Annotated in this window: 16 protein-coding genes; 11 read left to right on the forward strand and 5 right to left on the reverse strand. The window is 53.6% G+C overall.

Annotation, left to right across the window (positions count from 1 at the left end; genetic code table 11):
- Positions 1–6: 6 nt before the first annotated feature.
- From ACYJL1_RS18190 to ACYJL1_RS18210, 5 genes are read left to right on the forward strand one after another with little or no spacing between them, the layout of a single operon-like run.
- A complete protein-coding gene (locus ACYJL1_RS18190) occupies positions 7–849 on the forward strand; it encodes an enoyl-CoA hydratase family protein (protein WP_460898339.1) in 843 nt (280 codons plus the stop codon).
- The gene (locus ACYJL1_RS18195; RefSeq protein WP_460898340.1) at positions 850–2,052 is read left to right on the forward strand and encodes an acyl-CoA dehydrogenase family protein; all 1,203 of its coding nucleotides are present in this window, start codon (positions 850–852) and stop codon (positions 2,050–2,052) included. It begins immediately after the preceding gene.
- Between the two features lie 5 nt (positions 2,053–2,057).
- Positions 2,058–3,245, forward strand: a complete 1,188-nt coding sequence (locus ACYJL1_RS18200; RefSeq protein WP_460898341.1) for an acyl-CoA dehydrogenase — start codon at positions 2,058–2,060, stop codon at positions 3,243–3,245.
- A 12-nt stretch (positions 3,246–3,257) separates the two neighbouring features.
- On the forward strand, positions 3,258–3,677 hold the full coding sequence (locus ACYJL1_RS18205) for a RidA family protein (RefSeq protein WP_460898342.1): 420 nt from the start codon (positions 3,258–3,260) through the stop codon (positions 3,675–3,677).
- A complete protein-coding gene (locus ACYJL1_RS18210; RefSeq protein ID WP_460898343.1) occupies positions 3,677–5,626 on the forward strand; it encodes a 3-hydroxyacyl-CoA dehydrogenase NAD-binding domain-containing protein in 1,950 nt (649 codons plus the stop codon). Before ACYJL1_RS18205 ends, ACYJL1_RS18210 begins: the two co-directional genes overlap by 1 nt.
- A 20-nt stretch (positions 5,627–5,646) precedes the next feature.
- On the opposite strand, the gene ACYJL1_RS18215 is transcribed toward ACYJL1_RS18210, so the two are convergent.
- From ACYJL1_RS18215 to ACYJL1_RS18230, 4 genes are read right to left on the reverse strand one after another with little or no spacing between them, the layout of a single operon-like run.
- Positions 5,647–5,985 carry a hypothetical protein gene (locus ACYJL1_RS18215; RefSeq protein WP_460898344.1) on the reverse strand — a complete coding sequence of 113 codons (339 nt, stop codon included), beginning with the start codon at positions 5,983–5,985 and terminating at the stop codon, positions 5,647–5,649.
- On the reverse strand, positions 5,969–6,886 hold the full coding sequence (locus ACYJL1_RS18220) for a glycosyltransferase family 2 protein (protein WP_460898345.1): 918 nt from the start codon (positions 6,884–6,886) through the stop codon (positions 5,969–5,971). Before ACYJL1_RS18220 ends, ACYJL1_RS18215 begins: the two co-directional genes overlap by 17 nt.
- Positions 6,886–9,219, reverse strand: a complete 2,334-nt coding sequence (locus ACYJL1_RS18225) for a GumC family protein (RefSeq protein ID WP_460898346.1) — start codon at positions 9,217–9,219, stop codon at positions 6,886–6,888. The genes ACYJL1_RS18220 and ACYJL1_RS18225 overlap by 1 nt, the downstream gene beginning before the upstream one ends.
- Before the next feature lie 18 nt (positions 9,220–9,237).
- The gene (locus ACYJL1_RS18230; RefSeq protein WP_460898347.1) at positions 9,238–10,611 is read right to left on the reverse strand and encodes a polysaccharide biosynthesis/export family protein; all 1,374 of its coding nucleotides are present in this window, start codon (positions 10,609–10,611) and stop codon (positions 9,238–9,240) included.
- A 346-nt stretch (positions 10,612–10,957) separates the two neighbouring features.
- Between ACYJL1_RS18230 and asnB the strand changes: the two genes are divergently transcribed.
- From asnB to ACYJL1_RS18260, 6 genes are read left to right on the forward strand one after another with little or no spacing between them, the layout of a single operon-like run.
- On the forward strand, positions 10,958–12,907 hold the full coding sequence (gene asnB / locus ACYJL1_RS18235; RefSeq protein WP_460898348.1) for an asparagine synthase (glutamine-hydrolyzing): 1,950 nt from the start codon (positions 10,958–10,960) through the stop codon (positions 12,905–12,907).
- Between the two features lie 12 nt (positions 12,908–12,919).
- On the forward strand, positions 12,920–13,189 hold the full coding sequence (locus ACYJL1_RS18240; protein WP_460898349.1) for an acyl carrier protein: 270 nt from the start codon (positions 12,920–12,922) through the stop codon (positions 13,187–13,189).
- A 20-nt stretch (positions 13,190–13,209) separates the two neighbouring features.
- Entirely contained in the window at positions 13,210–14,745 is a 1,536-nt protein-coding gene (locus ACYJL1_RS18245) for a class I adenylate-forming enzyme family protein (RefSeq protein WP_460898350.1), read from the forward strand.
- Positions 14,746–14,747: 2 nt separating this feature from the next.
- A complete protein-coding gene (gene nadE / locus ACYJL1_RS18250) occupies positions 14,748–15,758 on the forward strand; it encodes an NAD(+) synthase (RefSeq protein WP_460898351.1) in 1,011 nt (336 codons plus the stop codon).
- 10 nt (positions 15,759–15,768) lie between these two features.
- A complete protein-coding gene (locus ACYJL1_RS18255) occupies positions 15,769–16,812 on the forward strand; it encodes a glycosyl hydrolase (protein ID WP_460898352.1) in 1,044 nt (347 codons plus the stop codon).
- A gap of 23 nt (positions 16,813–16,835) precedes the next feature.
- Positions 16,836–18,287 (forward strand): hypothetical protein, encoded by a 1,452-nt coding sequence (locus ACYJL1_RS18260; protein WP_460898353.1) that lies wholly within the window; start codon positions 16,836–16,838, stop codon positions 18,285–18,287.
- Here the strand turns inward: ACYJL1_RS18260 and ACYJL1_RS18265 are convergent, their stop codons facing one another.
- Positions 18,288–19,625, reverse strand: coding sequence for an HlyD family type I secretion periplasmic adaptor subunit (locus ACYJL1_RS18265; RefSeq protein ID WP_460898354.1), 1,338 nt, complete (start codon positions 19,623–19,625; stop codon positions 18,288–18,290).
- Between the last annotated feature and the right edge of the window lie 16 nt (positions 19,626–19,641).

Here is a 19,641-nt window from a genome sequence, read left to right on the forward strand (position 1 = left end):
GCTGGAATGAGCAATCCAATGCAGGATAAAAAGCGTCCCTTCAAGGATCACAAGGCCAGACACTTTCTGTTTGAGACGGATGCCGATGGCCGCGTTGCCACGATTACACTCAATCGCCCGGAAAAGAAGAATCCCCTTACCTTCGAGAGCTATGAGGAACTGACCGAACTGTTTCGCTCGCTTGCCCGCGCAAGTGATGTGCGTGCAGTCGTACTGACCGGCGCTGACAACAACTTCTCGTCCGGCGGCGATGTATTCGACATCATCGAACCGCTGACACGCATGGCAATGCCGGATCTTCTGGATTTTACCCGCATGACGGGGGATCTGGTGCGCCAGATCAGGGCCTGCCCGCAACCGGTCATCGCGGCAGTGGACGGCATCTGCGCCGGAGCGGGAGCCATTCTCGCAATGGCCGCTGATTTCCGGATTGCCACGCCTGAAACCAGAACCGCCTTTCTGTTTACCCGCGTTGGACTTGCCGGTGCCGATATGGGGGCTTGTGGCATTCTTCCGCGCATCATCGGGCAAGGACGTGCCAGCGAACTGCTCTTTACAGGTCGCGCCATGACTGCGAGCGAGGGCCATACATGGGGATTCTACAATGCCCTGCATGAACGGCCTGACTTGCTTGGTGAAGCGCAGCGCTTTGCCCGCACAGTTGCCGATGGCCCATGGTTTGCCCATGCCATGACCAAGAAGATGCTGGACCAGGAATGGGCCATGGGCATCGACCAGATCATCGAATCGGAAGCCCAGGCACAAGCCATCTGCATGGCGACCGGCGATTTCCGGCGTGCCTTTGAGGCCTTCGCGGCCAAGAGCAAACCGCAGTTCGAAGGGAACTAGATGATGGTTTCCAAACCCCTGGGAATGCTGACCCGCGAGCATTTGCAATGGCCTTTTTTTGGCGAGGACGCGCGTGCATTGGCAACCGAACTGGATAGTTTCGTCACAAGCGGCGGTTTGGGCGAGATCGATCACACCAATGCCGATGCCGCATGCAAAAAACTGGTCGCTCAGCTAGGCGCAGCCGGGATATTGCGTCATTGCGTACCAAAGGATTTTGGCGGCGTTTCGCAAGAGATCGATAGCCGTTCGCTCTGCATCATCAGGGAAACACTTGCCTATGCGGACGGGCTGGCAGATTTCGCCTTTGCCATGCAAGGGCTTGGCACTGGCGCGATTAGTCTTGCGGGTTCGCAGGAACTGAAGCAACAGATCCTGCCTAAAATTGCGCGAGGCGAGTTGATATCGGCTTTCGCATTATCGGAGCCTGATGCCGGTTCAGATGTCGCCGCACTCAGTTGTGCCGCCCGCCGGGATGGCGATGATTTTATTCTGGATGGCGAGAAGATCTGGATTTCCAATGGCGGAATAGCCGATATCTATACGGTCTTCGCTCGCACCGGTGAAGCACCGGGGACACGCGGTATTTCGGCGTTTGTGGTCTTTGCCGATACGCCAGGTTTTTCCATTGTCGAACGCATCGAGACCATTGCGCCCCATCCGCTGGCCCGCATTCGCTTCGACAATTGCCGCATACCCGCATCGCAGCTTCTGGGGGTTGTCGGCGAAGGCTTCAAGATCGCAATGCGAACGCTTGATATTTTCCGCCCATCTGTGGCTGCCGCGGCCATAGGTTTTGCCCGCAGGGCGCTTGATGAGGCAGTAGCGCATGCCAGAAGCCGCAAGATGTTTGGGGCAACACTTGCCGATCTGCCCACTGCACAAAGCACATTGGGCGAGATGGCGACCGCAATCGACTCTGCCGCATTGCTCACTTTCCGCACCGCATGGCGGCGCGACGTGCAGAAACTCCCAACAACAAGCGAAGCGGCCATGGCAAAGTTGACGGCGACCGAGAATGCCCAATGGGTCATTGATCAGGCGCTGCAACTTTTTGGCGGGCGCGGCGTGCGGGTTGGGGAAATTACCGAGCGACTCTACCGCGAGATACGCGCCCTGCGCATTTACGAGGGCGCAACCGAAGTTCAAAAACTTATCATCGGCCGCGAGTTGATGAAGAGCGCTGGCAGGAAGGCAGGATAAATCACATGCATGGTTCAAAAGCATATTACGACTGGCAGGACCCGTTTCATCTCGACGCACAATTGAGCGAGGAAGAGCGGATGGTGCGTGATAGCGCACGTGCCTATGCCGAAGACAAGCTTCTCCCGCGCGTGCAGGAAGCTTTCCGCCATGAAAAGACCGACCCGTCCATCTTCGCTGAAATGGGGGCGCTTGGCCTGCTTGGGCCGACAGTGCCGGAAGAATATGGCGGTGCGGGGCTAAACTATGTTTCCTATGGCCTGATTGCACGGGAGATTGAGCGGATCGACAGCGGCTATCGCTCCATGATGAGCGTGCAATCCTCACTGGTCATCGTTCCGATTCATAGCTTTGGCACTGAAGATCAGAAGCGGAAATATCTTCCGGGTCTGATTGCCGGTACGAAAATCGGCTGCTTTGGACTGACCGAACCGGACCACGGCTCTGATCCCGGCTCCATGGCAAGTCGCGCCCGCAAGGTCGATGGCGGCTATCTGTTGAGCGGTTCCAAGACCTGGATTTCCAATTCGCCGATTGCGGACGTATTTGTCGTCTGGGCTAAAACAGAAGACGGTTTGATCCGCGGCTTCATTCTCGAAAAAGGCTGGAAAGGGCTTTCCGCGCCTGCCATTCACGGCAAGGTTGGTCTGCGCGCCTCGATCACCGGTCAGATCGTCATGGAAGATGTGCTTGTGCCGGAAGAGAATATTCTTCCGCATGTGACCGGTCTGAAAGGGCCTTTCACTTGCCTCAATTCGGCGCGGTTCGGTATCGCCTGGGGTGCGCTGGGCGCTGCGGAGTCCTGCTATGAGACAGCACGCGATTATGTGATTGACCGCAAGCAGTTCGGTCGCCCGCTCGCAGCAAACCAGCTGATCCAGAAGAAGCTGGCTGATATGGCAACTGAAATTGCGCTCGGACTGCAAGGATGCCTGCGCCTTGGACGTATGAAGGACGAAGGCTCGCCTCCCGTCGAATTGACCTCCATCCTGAAACGGAACTCCTGCGGCAAGGCTTTGGAAATTGCCCGCAATGCCCGTGACATGCTGGGCGGCAATGGCATCTCCGACGAATTCCCGATTGCGCGCCATCTGATCAATCTTGAAGTCGTCAATACCTATGAAGGCACGCATGATATCCACGCCCTTATTCTCGGCCGCGCCATAACCGGCATAGCGGCATTCTCCAATTGACCGGAAGTTAGCATGACCCAAACCACCGTAAAAACACCCCATCGCATCTTGCAGCCGGAAGGCTGGGCCCGGCCAATCGGCTATTCCAATGGAATGGAAGCGCGTGGACGAACGGTTTTTGTTGGAGGGCAAATCGGCTGGAATGGGCAATGCGAGTTCGAAGCGAAAGACCTGGCGGGTCAAGTGCGGCAGACGCTCGAAAACATCATCGCTATCTTGCATGAAGGGGGTGCGGGCCCCGAACATGTCACCACTATGACCTGGTATGTTCTGGATCGAAAGGCATATTCGGCAGCCTTAAAGGAAATTGGCGCCGCCTATAAAGCCACCATGGGACGGAATTTTCCAGCCATGGCCGTGGTGCAGGTCTCAGGCCTGATCGAAGATGAAGCGCTTGTCGAGATTCAGGCGACCGCTGTCGTACCGGATTGATGATGTCTGTCAGCTGGAACCGCCAAGACAATATCGGCCTGATCTGGATTGATAACCCGCCGGTAAATGCCACTTCCCATGCGGTGCGGGAGGGTTTGGCTACCGCACTGGGGCAAGCAAATGCAGATGCTGCAATCGAAGCTATTATCTTGGCGTGCAAAGGCAAGACTTTCGTCGCTGGTGCAGATGTCAAGGAATTTGGCAAGCCGCCTCACCCCCCATTCCTGAATGATCTGGTGCAACTGATCGAAGATTCCGCAAAACCTGTGGTTGCTGCTATTCATGGAACGGCCTTAGGCGGGGGGCTTGAGATCGCGCTTGCAGCCCATGGCCGCATTGCGTCGCTTGATGCGCAGCTTGGCCTGCCAGAGGTGAAGCTTGGCATCATACCAGGTGCAGGCGGAACGCAGAGGCTTCCCAGACTGATTGGCATGTCCGAGGCCATTGATATGGTGGCAAGCGGCAAGCGCATTTCAGCACAGAAAGCCCTCGATTTGGGGCTGGTTGACCGCATCTCAAAAAATGACCTGATTGTGGATGCACTGACATTTGCACAAACGCTTGCCGGTGCCGAACCGCGTCGAACCGGAAGGTTCCCGGTGCGTGAATTCGACAAGGCGGTGGTAGAGGCACAGATCGTCGCCATAGAGCGCAAGGCGCGCGGACAGATATCGCCGGGCGAGGCTGCGCGAGCAGTATATCGTGCGGGCGATCTGCCAATTGAGCAAGGTCTGGAACTTGAGCGCGGAAAATTCCTTGAACTGGTCGGTTCAGAACAGGCGCTGGCGCTACGTCATGTCTTCGCTGCGGAGCGCCTCGCGGCAAAACTGCCCGATCTTGATGGCGTAGCGCCCCGCCACGTCCAAAATGTCGGGATCGCGGGTGCCGGACTCATGGGTGCCGGTATTGCTGTTGCCTTTGCGGATGCCCGGTACGATGTCACAATTGTCGAGCGCGACGAGCAGTCCATGGATCTGGGCCGCAAGCGGATCGAAGCTATTTACGACCGCATGGTGAAATCCGGACGTATTGATCCTGCTCTTAAAGAACAACGGCTTTCGCGTATTGGCTTTCATTTTGATCGGTCTGCTTTTGCCGGGTGCGATCTTGTTCTTGAAGCAGTCTTTGACGATCTGGACGTGAAGCAGGAACTTTTCGCCTCCCTTTCCTCTATAGTCCGACCCGACGCCATTCTCGCAACGAACACCAGCTATCTCAACCCGGATGCCATTGCTTCGGTGATAAATGGCCCAAGCCGGTTCATTGGCCTTCATTTCTTCTCCCCGGCCAATATCATGCGCCTTGTTGAAGTTGTCCGGACCAAGAATATCGCACCGGATGTTCTGGCCTCAGGATTGGCGATTGCCAAGCGACTGGGCAAGCTGGGTATCGTCAGTGGTGTGTGTGAAGGATTCATCGGCAATCGATTGTTTACCGCCTACCGGCAGCAATGCGATTTCATGCTTGAAGATGGCGCGCTGCCCCATGAAATTGATGCGGCCGTCGAAGCCTATGGTTTTCCCATGGGACCCTATGCCGTCACTGATCTGGCGGGATTGGACATTTCCTGGGCTCGCCGCAAGCGGGATGCCGACAAGCGCGATCCCTCCGCACGTTATGTTGCCATTGCTGATCGCTTGTGTGAAGCCGGACGCTTTGGTCAGAAGACGGGTAAGGGCTATTACGCCTATGATGGCGGCAAAAGATCGATCGACCCTGCTGTAACCACTCTTATCGAAGCCATTTCGCAAGACAAGAATATAGCGCGTCGCTCATTCGAGCAGGGTGAGATCATAGCAAAGATCATTGATGCTCTGGTGGTCGAGGGTGACAGCATCATTGCAGAAGGCATAGCCTTACGCGCTTCCGACATCGATCTTGTTCTCATTAACGGCTATGGCTATCCCGCTTGGCGCGGCGGACCCATGTTTCAATCCGGCGGGTGCTAGCGAGGCCCGCCTCGCTTCGTTCAACGAAACCATTTAACCGCCGCCATTCCAATAGCGGCGCCCGCAATCTTCACCAAAAAATTCCCAATATCCGCATGTCTATTCTGCATGAAATGCTGCGCATATTCAAAAAATCCGCATGATATTATTACAATGATCGCCACAAAAATTAGCCGCTTTGGATAGGTCAGGCTGAATGTGATACCCAGCAGCAGAAATGCGGAAAACCGCTCGACATTTGGCCCGATCCACGTCGCTGGGCGCAAAGTGACAGGACCTACCGTCATCACCATGATCATTACCAACAAAGCCCACGCAAGGGCATGATGCGCTGCCGGATAATCAATCAGCCTTTTCAACGTCCAATACGCCCGACGGCGAAATCCTTCCGCGGAGAAGATCGAAGAGCGCCAATCCATTTCCCTTTAGTCGTCCTTTCCGGTCTATCCATGCCTCCGGCGAAATGCTTCCCACAATATTGGCAATGAGGTTCTTGGAGGCCATTGCTATGGCCTTTGAGAATACCATGGTGCCTTTTCTGGCCAAATAATATGGATTGGCAATTTGCGAATAACCGAGCTTTATTCCAGAGGTGCGACCACTCTTCACGCCAAGGTGTATACCACGCTGCTTGTTTGACTTGACGATGCGGCCATGTTTGGCAAGCAGCCGGCTCAGATCAACGTCTTCAAGCCAGCAGTAGAGAGGAAGGTTCTCATCAAACCAGATATTGTTGCGCCTCATCACATCAAGCCGCAAACTCATATTGCAGCCATATCCATTGTAAACATCCTTCAACAGATCGGGGCGCGATGCCGGGACCTCCATCAGCGCGCCCAATAGAGTGGCGCCCTCATTGACTTGAATTCCGGGAGTCCCGATTCCATCGACAAGAACATTACCTGTTGATATGACGATATCATCATGTTCAAGGAACAGCTGTTCTACCTCAGCTATATAATTGGGTGCCATCAGAAAATCGTCATCAAGAAATAGCAATATATCGAAGTCTGCCAATGACCGGATGATGTCGTTGCGCTGTTTGGCCAATCCGGACGATGATTGGAGCAACAGCAAAGGCGTGGTCATTCCTTCCCCGACATTCTCTGGAACGTCACTTGGCTTCAATGTACAGATGACAATTTGATCGGGAAAACGGCTCTGCCGCTCAATCAAAGGCACAGTGGCGGCAAGTATGTCAGCCCGCCCCGTTGACGGGATCCCGACTGCAATTTTGAGTCGTTTTTTCGGTTCACACATCAGGATTTGCTCCACCGCACAGGTGTCATCCAGCTCGCAAGTCGTCGAAACGAACTGCGCGAATTGTCCATTCGGCTGGTCGATGACGGCAAAGCCTGTGGTGCGGTCGTACGTGGGTGCCGGGGCGTATTGAAAACGACGCCAACTGCATCCGGGTTGATGCCGCTACAACTTGCAATTGCTGCCCCGAGCACATCAAGCGTAACATTCTGCCGGTCACCCACTGTTAGAATAACGCAATCAACGATAACGCTGACAATTCGTGCATCGGCAGTGGTTGTCAGGTCTGGCAGATCAAGAATGATGATATCGTGCTGGTCGCGCAATCTGTCGAGGTGACTCTCAAGAGCCTGAAGATTCAGATACCGATACGCCTGACCTGAGTTATGCGTTATCTCATCCACACCCATCAAAGCAGGTGGCGTTATCACAGACACAGAAGGATAGGGCTCCTCGGTCCTGACATTATCGACTTTCCGTATCGACCGTGCATCGCGGCGGGTTGCATCCTTTGTCAGATCAAGCTCGCGCCGATCTTTCGCAACGTCTGTTGGGATTGCCTGATGAGGCTCGGTAATAGTGGTTAAAAGCCGGGTCAGCGTCGGATTGGCAGCACAGGTGTCAATCAGCATCGTTCTTGAACCTGTCGCGGCATAAAGCTGTGCCAGATTGCTGGCGACGGTCGTTTTGCCTTCGCCCGGCAGCGCCGATGTGATGCCGACGACTTTCGCGCCCTGCCGCCGCATGATCAGATCAAGCGAGGCTTTGGTGTTGCGAACAGCGTCTGAAAAGAGATGATCGGGGTGATCCAGAACAAAATTCAGCAATTGATACTGGTCTTGGGGCGCAGCCTTTGAAATGGCTCTTGCAGAAACAAATGGCAATGTTCCCAAACTGTTCAACCCAAGTTCCCGTCGCAAACGGCTTTCCGTCTTGATACGGCGATCGCTCACTTCTCTAACTGCCGAATAGGCAAGGCCTGCCAGGCCGCCCAGCACACTTGCCAGAGCAATAACAAGCGACCCCTTGGGCCAGGTCTTGCCAAGGGGTATCGCAGCCGAGGAGACCAGACGGGAGTCGCCTACAGGGAAAGATTCCTGCTGCAATGCACTGATCAATTGCTGCATCAGGCTTTGATACATTTGCCGATAGGTATTGGCGCGGCTTTCAAGTTCACTTAACTGAACACGCGCCATGCCCTTGCTTAGACCGGACTGTATTGTTGCCTGCAACTGATCATTGACATATTGCTCACGGCGTTCAGCAGCTTCGACATTTGATCTGTACACCTGCCCGATCCGGACGATTTCCTGCCGCACCTCGCCTTTGAGGCGCGTGATCTCTTGTTGGGCCGCCTGCACTGCTGGTCCATTCTCGCCATACCGCCCTTTCAACTCGTCAAGCTGAGTTGACGCGGTGTTCAGCCGTTCACGCAACGCTGTAATCTGCGGACTGCGCAATGCTTCATCGACATATCCGTCAACGTAAGTCTCCGATTGAAGAAACTTGTTGATCATTGCAAGCTTTGCTTTTTCGGCCGCAGTGTCTGCTTTGGCTCTGGACAGCTGAATATTTGCCTCCGATAGCTGCTGCTCATCGAGTGAGGTAGCACCCGCCTGCGATATCTGGTTCTGATTGCGGAAGTTCTCTACGGCACGGGCCGATGCATTGGCTTGATCGCTGATCTCAGCAAGCCTGCTTTCCAGCCACCCAGCGCCACTTTTTGCTGCGGTTGATTTTGCATCAAGACCGGATTTGATATAGGCCAGCGCAGTGGCATTTGCGACCGTAGCGGCCTTGACCGGATCTGTAGAATTATATGCGACGTCCAGCACATAAGATTGCCCTACCCGCCAGACACGCAAGCGTTCAAGGAAACCAGCGACTGTCTTGCGCATGGTCAGTTCCGGTTCAACCTCCTTGTCTTCACCTGGTCGCCAGAAAGCGAGACTGGAAAGAAGGCTCTTTTCGTCTTGAAGCTCAGGATCTTCAGTCAATGAGAGTTGCTCGATGACGCTCTTGGCAATAGCCTCGGAGCGAATAATCTCTACCTGACTTTCGACCTCCCCGGTTTCAATCACAATCGTTCCAGAAACCGCATCTTGTGAGGCAATTCTTGCTTGCTCAGGATCGATGACGATACGCGCTGTCGCAGTGAAAACTGGCTCCGCTACAGCAAGATAGCTGATCGCGATTAGTACGGACCCCATGATGGAAGCGCCGACAAAGCGCCAGTTGCGCCGCAGGAACCCAACAATGTCGCTCATGCCGATCAAGTTGGTATCGGCCTGAAACTCGTCTGTTTGTGCGGAGTATTGTTTTTGTCTGACCATTTTATTGTCCACGATCTCTTATTGGGTCGTTTTGACGTGTGTCGTTGCCGCGTTGAGCGGAACCGGCGGTGATACAGGCTCGCCGATTTCAGCGGCCTTGTCGTTCTCGTCGTAAGCGGCTGTTTTCTGCGAGAACCGCACGTTCAAAGCGGCCCGCACGACATCACCGGGTACCAACACTGTGTCCTCGTTTGCGGATAGCTCGATCGGCTGGGCGGCAGTTGCCCTGGTGATGGTGAAGACCAGATCAGGCTCCTGCCTTTCTCCCGGTTTCAGCTTGCCTGAGAGAATTGATCCTGCTGCAACGAGCAGTCGCTCGGCTGTATCTTGCCTTATCTTGAGCTGGTCCAAAGCGGCCTGCGCTGTCTGAAGTTCGGTCGTTGCTGTTGTTTGGCGAAGATTGACCAGATTTTGCGCATCGCGGCTCGCTTGACTGATGTTCTGCCGGGCCCGCATAATTGCTGTAACCTGATCAAGTCTGTCGGCCTGCAACGTTGTGATAATGCGTTGCAAATCCGATTGGCGGGACGTCGTGGCGATTCCTCGCTCGACCAGCGGCTTGACCGTCTCCAGCTCCGCATCCATCAGCTTTATCTGTTTTTCCTGTCCTGTCACCTTCTCCTGCAGCACCTCGATTTCAGATGCGAAGAGCGCGCGTAACTCATCAAGGTTCGTAAGCTGGCGCTTTAAACCATTCGCCTGCGTATCAAAGATCGCACGCTCTTCAGAAATGATGGATTGAACACTGTTATCGTCAGCCAATTGCGAAAGATTGCCGGGAAACTGAATATCCTGAGCGCCGGCAACCTCTGCTTTCAGACGCGCGACACGGGCAAGTGTTCGTACCATTTCGCCATGAACAGCCTGAAGCTCTCCGAGATACTGAATCTGTTCGACGGTCCGTGCTTCTTCTCTGGGGCGATACCGCCCACCGGCCAGAGCAACGGCCTGCAAGACCGTGAGACCCGGCCGGAACCTGTATTCGCCGGGCCGCTCGACGTTTCCGACGAGGAAGATGGCAGGGTAATCCACTACCTGTACAGCCACATTTGGCATGTTCACCAAGCCAGTGGCTTTTTGTATCCGCTTTGAGATTTCGCTCGCGGCAGATGAAGCATCAAGGGCAGAGATTTCCATTGTACCGATAAGCGGCAAGAGAACGGTACCGTTGTCCGACACCACATATTCGCCATTGAGTGCAGTCCACTCGCGATACTCTCCCCGTGAAGCGATCCACTCGAGAACCGTCAATCTCAATCGCGTGTAGGGAGCGAGCTTGTAATCACCATTGGCGTAAGCTGGAACCGACAATCCAAGGCACGAAAGTACTATCGCCGCTGCTGCCATTCTGCGCACGATCCCATTGATCGTCCACGTAAATTCCGCACCCATTTTGCTGCCCCACAATTTATTATTATTCACTATTATCGTGGAGCTGCGGGTAGGTGGCAATTAATCAATCATGGATTTATTGTAATAAATTTGGCTTATTTGGGCTATTTTTCCACAACTTTACAGTCATTTTTAAATGCTACAAAGCATTTCTGCACACTATACTTTATCGCCTATCCATCGGTGTGAGAAAGTATGAATATACAACCCAAAACCCGAATATAACTAGTATTGCCCTGCCCTTTAAATCCAATTATTTATTGACCCAAGAGTGCCATATTATACGCTTCAATGACTGTACCCAAGCGGGGAATATACTCCGCAGCTACAGTCATTGGGGGCAATTATGTGTGGAGTTGCAGGCTATTTCGCCGCAAAAGGCGCATTTCAGGACGGGCGTTCAGTGTTGGACCCAATGATTGGCGCAATCTCACATCGCGGCCCTGATGAAAGCGGGATTCATGTAGATCATAATGCTGGTCTTGGACACATGCGGCTCTCCATTGTAGGGCTTGGTGATGGCCAACAGCCCATGAAGAATACCCGCGGCGATCTCGCCATCAGCTATAATGGTGAGGTGTTCAATTACGTAGAACTACGCGATGACCTGATCGCGCAGGGACATGTCTTTCGCACATCCAGTGATACCGAGGTCATCCTCCATCTTTACGAGGAGATTGGCCCCGATTGCGTCAAGAAGCTCAATGGTGATTTTGCATTTGCGCTGTGGGACAAGAAGCGTCGCCGGATGATGCTTGCACGTGACCGCATGGGTGTACGGCCACTGTTCTATACCTGGCATAAAGGCACCATGTTCTTTGCCTCGGAAGCCAAATCCCTTTTGACCGTTCCCGGTATCGAAGCTGAAGTGGACGCATATGCTTTGGATCAGATTTTTACACTTTGGGCACCTATTGCTCCTCGTACGATCTTCAAGAATATTTTTGAGTTGCCGCCAGCCCATTTGATGCTTGTAGAGGGCGAGACGGTCAAGACTGCGCCATACTGGCGATTGCAATACCCTGATCGTGACAGCGCAACTTCTGCCCGATCGGAAGAACATGTCTGCGAAGAATTGCTGCATCTTCTGACCGATGCCACGCGCATTCGCTTGAGGGCAGATGTGCCAGTTGCCTCATATCTTTCGGGCGGACTCGACTCCTCCGCCGTTTCTGCAATCGCAGCAAAGATTGTACCGGGTCGTTTGCGGACATTTTCCATTGGTTTTGACTCGGCCGAGCACGACGAAACTTCTTTTCAGATGCAAATGGTCGAAGCTTTGGGTAGCGATCACTCGGCACTGACCTGCAGCGAGAACGACATCGCAAACATCTTCCCCTCGGTCATTGCACATACAGAGCGCCCCATTCTCCGCACAGCTCCAGCCCCCCTTTATCTTTTGTCGCGCCTTGCGAGCAGCGAGGGTTATAAAGTTGTATTGACTGGAGAAGGAGCCGATGAGGTCTTTGCGGGATATGATCTGTTTCGTGAAGCGAAAGTCCGCCGTTTCTGTGCTGCGCAGCCGAACTCGCGGATACGTCCGCAACTGTTTCGTAAACTTTATCCCTATCTCAGCGGCCTGAAGCAGCAGTCACCGGAATATCTGGCGGCATTTTTCGGCACTGGTGTCGACAATATGTCCGACCCGCTTTACTCGCATCGCCCACGGTTTCGGGGCACTGCGGCAACGAAGATGTTCTTCTCCCCGGAACTACGAACCGCCTTGAAAGGCTATGATGCAGCGGTCGATCTTGCCTCCGGTCTTTCCAAGGATTTCGCGCGATGGCACCCCTTGCATCAGGCGCAATATCTGGAAACATCGCTCCTTCTGCCTGGCTATATCCTCAATTGTCAGAGTGACAGGATGGCCATGGCCCATGGGCTTGAGGGTCGCTTCCCGTTCCTCGATCATCGTCTCGTCGAGTTTGCGTCACGCATTCCCGTTGGAATGAAGCTCAAAGGTCTTGCCGAGAAGCACATTCTTAAGCGAGCCGTTCGCGATCTGGTACCTCCAGCGATCACGGCAAGACCGAAGCAGCCCTATCGTGCACCTGATAGCCGTTCGTTCACGGCGACTGGAATGCCGGATTATGTTCGGGCCGCCATGGGAACAGAGGCGATATCCGATACCGGCCTGTTTAACCCGGTGGCTGTCAGAAAACTGGTCGAGAAATGCGCGGGCGGTGCACAGGCGGGCTACCGCGACAACTCGGCCTTCGTTGGAATCCTCTCGACGCAACTATGGCACCAAATATTCACAGCGCAAACACAGCGGCACGCTGTCGCCGCTGAATGAAAGGAAAGAAAAATGACATCGCACCTCAAAACACAGATCAGGGATTTCATCGTCGAAAACTATCTGTTCGGCGATACCAGCCATCCACTTGACGATACAACCTCTCTTATCGAAACCGACATTATTGACTCAACCGGAGTGCTGGAACTCGTAACCTATCTGGAAGACACGTTTCAGATCAGTGTCCAGGACGCTGAAATCGTCCCGTCGAATCTTGATTCAATCGCCAACATCGCAAGTTATGTGGCAAACAAGACCATTCTTCAGCGGTCGGTTGCTTGAGCTGAAAGGGTGAGCCAATCATGCGGATAGAGGACATTCTTCGTCAAACGGCGAAAAGGTTGGGCAACAAGACTGTACTCGTCGCAGGCGACAAGCGACTGAGCTATGCCGAGCTTGATGATCTTTCAGATCGCTTGGCTGCCTCACTCTGGTCGCAGGGCATTATGCGTGGGGATCGTGTTCTGGTCTTTATGCACAACTGCTGGGAGGCAACAGTTGCCATCTACGCAATATTGAAGGCAGGGGCCGTTTTCAGTCCGATCAATGCATCAACAAAAGCCGATAAGCTGGCTTATATCATTGAAAACTGTCGCGCCAGAGCAATCATCACGCAGGAAAAGCTGGCACCCGTAGCTGTCGAAGCGATTGGATTGAACAGGGCCTGCGAGTTGATTGTGGCCAGACGAGATGTAGGGTCCGCTCGGCTGGGAACACATTCTTTCACGCAAATGTTGCAAGTCGCTCGGCACCCGGTTCTGCATAGCGGTATCGACGTTGATCTTGCGATGCTCATTTACACATCAGGATCGACGGGGCGGCCCAAGGGTGTAATGATGAGCCATCGCAATGTCGAAGCCGCCGCAACCTCGATCACCACCTATGTGCAAAACGTCGAAGACGATATAATTCTCAATGTATTGCCTCTCGCGTTTGACTATGGGCTTTATCAGCTGTTCATGACGATACGGAGCGGCGCTACTCTTGTTCTCGAAGCGTCGTTCAGTTTCCCCCAGGCAATTTTTGATGTCATGCGGCGCGAGCATGTGACAGGCTTTCCCTTGGTGCCAACCATGGCGGCACTGATCCTTCAAATGCGCGATATAGAAGCCGGATTTCTGCCGGACTTGCGTTATATCACCAATACGGCTGCCGCATTGCCTCCCGCGCATATTGCACGTTTGCGCGAGCTTTTCCCCGGTGTCCGCCTCTACTCCATGTATGGCCTTACCGAATGCAAGCGCTGCACCTACCTGCCACCTGAACAGTTGGATCATCGCCCTGGATCAGTAGGGATAGCCATTCCAAACACGGAAGCGTTTGTCGTGGATGATGAAGGCAAAGTCGTTGAGCCAGGCGTAGTGGGAGAGCTTGTCATTCGCGGGCCTCACGTCATGCAGGGTTATTGGGAGAACGATGAAGCAACCGCCCGGATGCTACGGCCCGGCCCCAACCCATGGGAAAAAGTGCTCTATACCGGCGATCTCTTTTCGATGGACCGTGATGGTTATCTCTACTTTGTCGGTCGCAAAGACGACATCATCAAGACGCGTGGCGAGAAGGTTGCCCCGAAGGAAGTCGAAGCTGTGCTTCATTCTTGCGCAGGGGTCGCCGAAGCTGTGGTGATTGGTATTGATGATCCGGTGCTCGGACAAGCAATACGGGCAATTATTGTCCTTAGCGATCCGGCTCTGACTGATCGGGAGATCATCCGGTTCTGCGCAAAGAATCTTGAAGATTTCATGGTTCCAAAATCCGTAGAGTTCCGTGCAAGTCTACCCAAAACCGACACTGGCAAGGTGAGCCGCAGACTGGCTGCCGAGCCGCAGGAGAGTTGAACATGAACAATCATGCGCCGGCAAAGAGCGACGTGTCACATATATCGCTGACTATTGACCCGGAGGCAGAAACAAACCGGATTGTTGCTGCCATGCGCGGACAGGTAAGGCATGATTTGCGCCGCCGCGGACTTGTTCTGGGTCTGTCGGGAGGTGTCGATTCCAGCGTCTGTGCTGCGCTTGCCGCAAGAGCTGTCGGGGCACAAAACGTACTGTGCCTTTTCATGCCAGAAAATGATTCCGACCCTGATAGTTTGCGGCTTGGCAAGCTGGTGGCTGCAACATTTGGTCTGGAAAGCGTCACTGAGGATATAGGCCCCGCACTGGAAGCAATGGGTTGCTATGAGCGGCGTGATGCATTCATCAAACAGGTTGAGCCCGAGTTTGGCCCCGGATGGGCGTCCAAGATCGTTATCGCCAATGCATTGGCGAATGAAGGCTACAATATTTCATCGCTCGTGTTGCAGCGTCCAGACGGAACAACTGAAAAGTTACGGATGCCAAGCTCCGTTTATCTGGGCATTGTTGCTGCAACCAATATGAAACAGCGAACCCGCAAGCAAATTGAGTACTACCACGCAGACCGTATGAACTACGCCGTTATCGGCACACCAAACCTCTTGGAATATGATCAAGGTTTCTTCGTTAAAAATGGAGACGGCGCAGCCGATCTGAAACCTATTGCCCATCTCTACAAATCACAGGTCTATCAGCTGGCGGCCTATCTGGGTGTCCCGGAAGAGATCACATCACGGCCGCCTACCACCGATACCTACCAATTGGCGCAAACACAGGAGGAGTTCTATTTTGCTCTCCCTTACCACCAGATGGATCAGTGCCTGTACGGTTTGAATGAATCATTGCCTGCTGTGGTAACAGCAGCATCGGCCCATTTGACCGAGGATCAGATATTGCGCGTCTGGCGCGATATACGCGCAAAACGCAAGGCAACCCGCTATCTGCATCTTGGACCGCAACTGGTTACGCCTATAGCTGATTTCCATGGCGACTAGAGCAAAGAGAGTGCCGACAAAGCTCAATGGCCTTGTTGCAGCAATGATCCTGTTGGCAGTTTTTGCACTGCCGAAGCCGGTTGCGCGGGCAGAAGAGCAAGTCTTTATCTGGGGCGTGAATGGTCACCCGCTGGCATCCTATCATGGCGTTGGTTTAGAGGAGCAGGTGGCTGCCCTGAATGCTTTGGGCGTGCGCTCCTATCGCGTTGACGTGCAAACCCTTGAACAACTTCCGAGGCTGAAAAAACTGGTAGATCTCGCTGAAGCGATCGGCGTGGACGTACTCCCTGTGTTCACGCCCAAACTGGATTTGAATACTGCGACGGCAGAAGAAATCCACGCAGCGTCCAAAACCCTTGCCTATGAGACAGCGACTCTGCTGGGGTCACAAGTCAAAGTGTGGGAACTCGGCAATGAGCTTGAGAACTTTGCCATCATCCAACCTTGTGAGATACGAGATGACGGCACACAGTATCCCTGTGAATGGGGCCCGGCAGGGGGGCTTTATCCACTCGATTATTATGGGCCGCGCTGGGAAAAAGTCGCAGCGGTGATGCACGGCCTTGATGCCGGCATGAAGCAGGCTGGCGGAAATTATCTAACCGCTATGGGAACTGCCGGGTGGGGCCACATCGGTGCTTTTCAACGCATGAAACAGAGCGGTATCGACTGGGATATTTCAGTCTGGCATCTCTATGGGCAAGACCCGGAATGGGCATTCAAGGCATTGGCGGAATATGGAAAGCCAATCTGGATTACTGAGTTCAATCATCCCAAAGGAAGTACCGAAAATGAGGAGACGCAGGCCGCCGGATTGAAAGCCACAATGGAACTGCTCCAGCGGCTGCGCAAACTCTATCCCATCGAGGCAGCGCATATTTACGAGTTGATGGATGAAACTTACTGGGCGCCGGACTTCGAGGCCTATATGGGGCTTATCCGGCTCGACAGTGACGGAAACAATGGTTGGCGGATGGGGAGACCAAAGGCCGCCTTCAAAATTGTGCAGGACATTATCAGACATGACCAGATGGCGGGAAGCCAAAGCCAATGAGCTTGAAGGTCGCGAGATAGATCATGGCAACCAATGTTTTCGGGTTATGCGTCATTCTGTTTGGTATCATGGTCCAGTTCATGCACCATCGATATGCCCTCTACGGCATGGTAATTCTCACATTGTTCGGCGCGGCCGCGGCCGTGACACTGCCTGCCATGGGCGGTGCTTCCATCCTTGTCGCCAATGCTTTCATGGTGTTTTTCGCGCTTCGGGTGGTGCGTGTCACCGGGCTTAGTCCAGCGATCAGCAGTTTGCTCTATCCCAGCACCGGATTCTGGCTGCTGCTCCTTATGATTTATGGCCTTGTCGCCACCCTGTTCTTCCCAAGATTGATGGCAGGCATTACCGAAACGATGGTCGTGCAACGGCTGCCCGCAGGCCTCAGTCGAATTGCACTTAACCCGTTAAGCTTCTCCAGTACGCACATCACGCAGACAGTCTATGCGCTGGGGGGTATCGCATGTTTTGCGGCCTCGTTCGCTTACTTCAGAACGCGGGACGCTTACCAGCATTTCCTCACTGCATTCTTCATCCTGTGCGGCCTGAATGTGCTTTTTGCCCTGGCTGACCTCATCACCTTTGCCACCGGCCCGATGGATTTTCTCGATTTCATCCATACGGCCAATTACTCCTTGATGACCAATGTCGAAATGGGTGGCTTGAAGCGCATCTCTGCCAGTTTTCCAGAGTCGTCGAGTTTTGCCAGCTTCACACTCATTCTATTTGCCATATCGGCAAGCCTTTATCTCGATCACGTCCGGCCTTTCACATCCGGCCTGTTTGCTTTGGCATTTCTCATTCTGCTCGCTTTATCGACATCAGGCACCGCCTATGTCGGACTGATCTTTGTCCTTGTCATGCTGACCGTTCAGTCAATTCTTCCAACATTGCAGGGCGGAAAGATGCGCAAGCCCTTGCTGTTATACGTCGGAGGTTTGAGCGCTGTTGCTGTTGTCCTTCTTATGGCCGTCTTGTCCCCCACCCTGGTGGAAGCAATAGGCTCATTTCTGGATGAAAGTCTGCTCGGCAAACTCGATAGTGCTTCAGGGCGGGAACGCGGCCATTGGAATGAGGTAGCATGGTCAAACTTCATTGACAGTTATGGTCTGGGTGTCGGGGTTGGTGGGGCAAGAGCTTCCAGCTATCTTTTTGTGCTGCTATCAAATGTCGGCTTGCCCGGCCTGTTGTTGTTCACAATATTCATTTTATCGACATTGTTTAGACGATCAATTTTCCGCAATGGAGCGGTCGATCGGCATATTGTCCGGGCCATACGCTCTGGTCTCGGGGCAAGCCTCATCGCAGCCTTTCTTGTCAGCACTGTCTACGATCTGGGAATGCTCTTTTATGTGCTCTCGGGTGCTGCAGCTGTCGCTGTGTTCCCGGTGCCAAAACAATCCCGAACAAACGCCGTCAACAAAGCGATGCAGCCAAGGCTGCACCCTGCCGCGCCAATTACGCCCAAATCCTGATCAGGATTCCCTGAAAGCCCGCGACATACTGTCAATAACCGGCTTGGCCAGATATTCGAAGAATGTGCGTTCATGTGTTTGGATGAGAATATCTGCCGGCATCCCAGGTGTCGGGGTGAAGCCATGAATGCGCGCCAGTTCGTCAGCAGGTATGCTGATCCGAGCTATGTAAATGTCCTGATTCTGGCCAGCGGTGGTGTCAGCCATCGAGTCAGCGGACACATAATCCACCCGGCCATTGATGATGGGTGTGGTGCGCTGATTAAGAGCACTCAGGCGAATGTGAGCCTCTTGTCCCTCCTTCACCTCATCAATCTGCATGCGTGGTATCTGCGCCTCAATGATCAACGGAACGCCTGTCGGCAGTATTTCCACAATGGGCTTTCCACTTTCTATGACGCCGCCAGCCGTGTGGTAGTATAGCCGAATAATTGTTCCTGAGACCGGTGCCTTGATCAAGGTACGATCAAGAATGCTGTCAGCCTGGCGGGTTTGTTCGCGCACTGTGTCGAGCTCCGCCTCTGCGCTTTGAATTTCATCGAGAGCCGCTTGTTTCTCGGTGTCTTTCGTCTGGATGATCTCTTTTTGAAATTTCTCGATCTGGGCGTTCACTTCCATGATTTCCGCCTGCAGGCGGGCAATGTCTCCCTCGCCATTGGCAACGGCCCGCTCCAGAACACTGACCTCGGACCTTGCCATCAAACCTTTTTTGAAAAGAGAGTATTTTGACTGATATTCCGTTTTCAGAAGTTTGACCTGCGTCTGTGTCGCTTCAATTTGCGCTGTCCGGCCGATACGCCGGAACTCCAGCGCGGAAATATTACGTTCCATCATCTGTAATTCATTGGCATATTTGGCATGGGCTGCATCAAAATTATCGCTTTGACTATCGTTCACGGCACGTATTTCCGGATTGCCCATATTGTCGAGAATAATCTTGGGGGGCTGGTATCTTTGTTCGCCCCTGACGACGGCGTGAAGGCGCGCCAATATCGCTTCCAAACGCGCTTGACGTAAAAACAATTGCTGCGAATTTGCCTTTGCTGCCGTTTCATCAAGCCGAACAAGATCATCTTTTTCGTAGACGCGATCACCTTCGCGGACCAGCAGCTCCCTGATGATACCGCCCTCCAGATGCTGAACGACCTTGTTTTTGCCCGTCGCGACAAAACTTCCCGGCGCAATGACAGCGGCGGCCAAGGGCGCCGTTGCAGCCCATGTGCCAAAACCACCAAAGCACACGAAAACCAGAACGATACCAAACTTGCTGTACGGCTTTATCGAACGCGGAACGCCGTCATACCACTCAAGACTGTTCATAATGCTGGCAGCCGTCATTTTATCGCTCCCATTT

Source organism: Phyllobacterium sp. K27, from assembly GCF_054796155.1.

Bases quoted from the DNA above. Each gene is read 5' to 3' on its own strand.
- ACYJL1_RS18190 (WP_460898339.1), top strand. From the start codon at position 7: ATGAGCAATCCAATGCAGGATAAAAAGCGTCCCTTCAAGGATCACAAG.
- ACYJL1_RS18195 (WP_460898340.1), top strand. From the start codon at position 850: ATGATGGTTTCCAAACCCCTGGGAATGCTGACCCGCGAGCATTTGCAA.
- ACYJL1_RS18200 (WP_460898341.1), top strand. From the start codon at position 2,058: ATGCATGGTTCAAAAGCATATTACGACTGGCAGGACCCGTTTCATCTC.
- ACYJL1_RS18205 (WP_460898342.1), top strand. From the start codon at position 3,258: ATGACCCAAACCACCGTAAAAACACCCCATCGCATCTTGCAGCCGGAA.
- ACYJL1_RS18210 (WP_460898343.1), top strand. From the start codon at position 3,677: ATGATGTCTGTCAGCTGGAACCGCCAAGACAATATCGGCCTGATCTGG.
- ACYJL1_RS18220 (WP_460898345.1), bottom strand. From the start codon at position 6,886: ATGTGTGAACCGAAAAAACGACTCAAAATTGCAGTCGGGATCCCGTCA.
- ACYJL1_RS18225 (WP_460898346.1), bottom strand. From the start codon at position 9,219: ATGGTCAGACAAAAACAATACTCCGCACAAACAGACGAGTTTCAGGCC.
- ACYJL1_RS18230 (WP_460898347.1), bottom strand. From the start codon at position 10,611: ATGGGTGCGGAATTTACGTGGACGATCAATGGGATCGTGCGCAGAATG.
- asnB (WP_460898348.1), top strand. From the start codon at position 10,958: ATGTGTGGAGTTGCAGGCTATTTCGCCGCAAAAGGCGCATTTCAGGAC.
- ACYJL1_RS18240 (WP_460898349.1), top strand. From the start codon at position 12,920: ATGACATCGCACCTCAAAACACAGATCAGGGATTTCATCGTCGAAAAC.
- ACYJL1_RS18245 (WP_460898350.1), top strand. From the start codon at position 13,210: ATGCGGATAGAGGACATTCTTCGTCAAACGGCGAAAAGGTTGGGCAAC.
- nadE (WP_460898351.1), top strand. From the start codon at position 14,748: ATGAACAATCATGCGCCGGCAAAGAGCGACGTGTCACATATATCGCTG.
- ACYJL1_RS18260 (WP_460898353.1), top strand. From the start codon at position 16,836: ATGGCAACCAATGTTTTCGGGTTATGCGTCATTCTGTTTGGTATCATG.
- ACYJL1_RS18265 (WP_460898354.1), bottom strand. From the start codon at position 19,625: ATGACGGCTGCCAGCATTATGAACAGTCTTGAGTGGTATGACGGCGTT.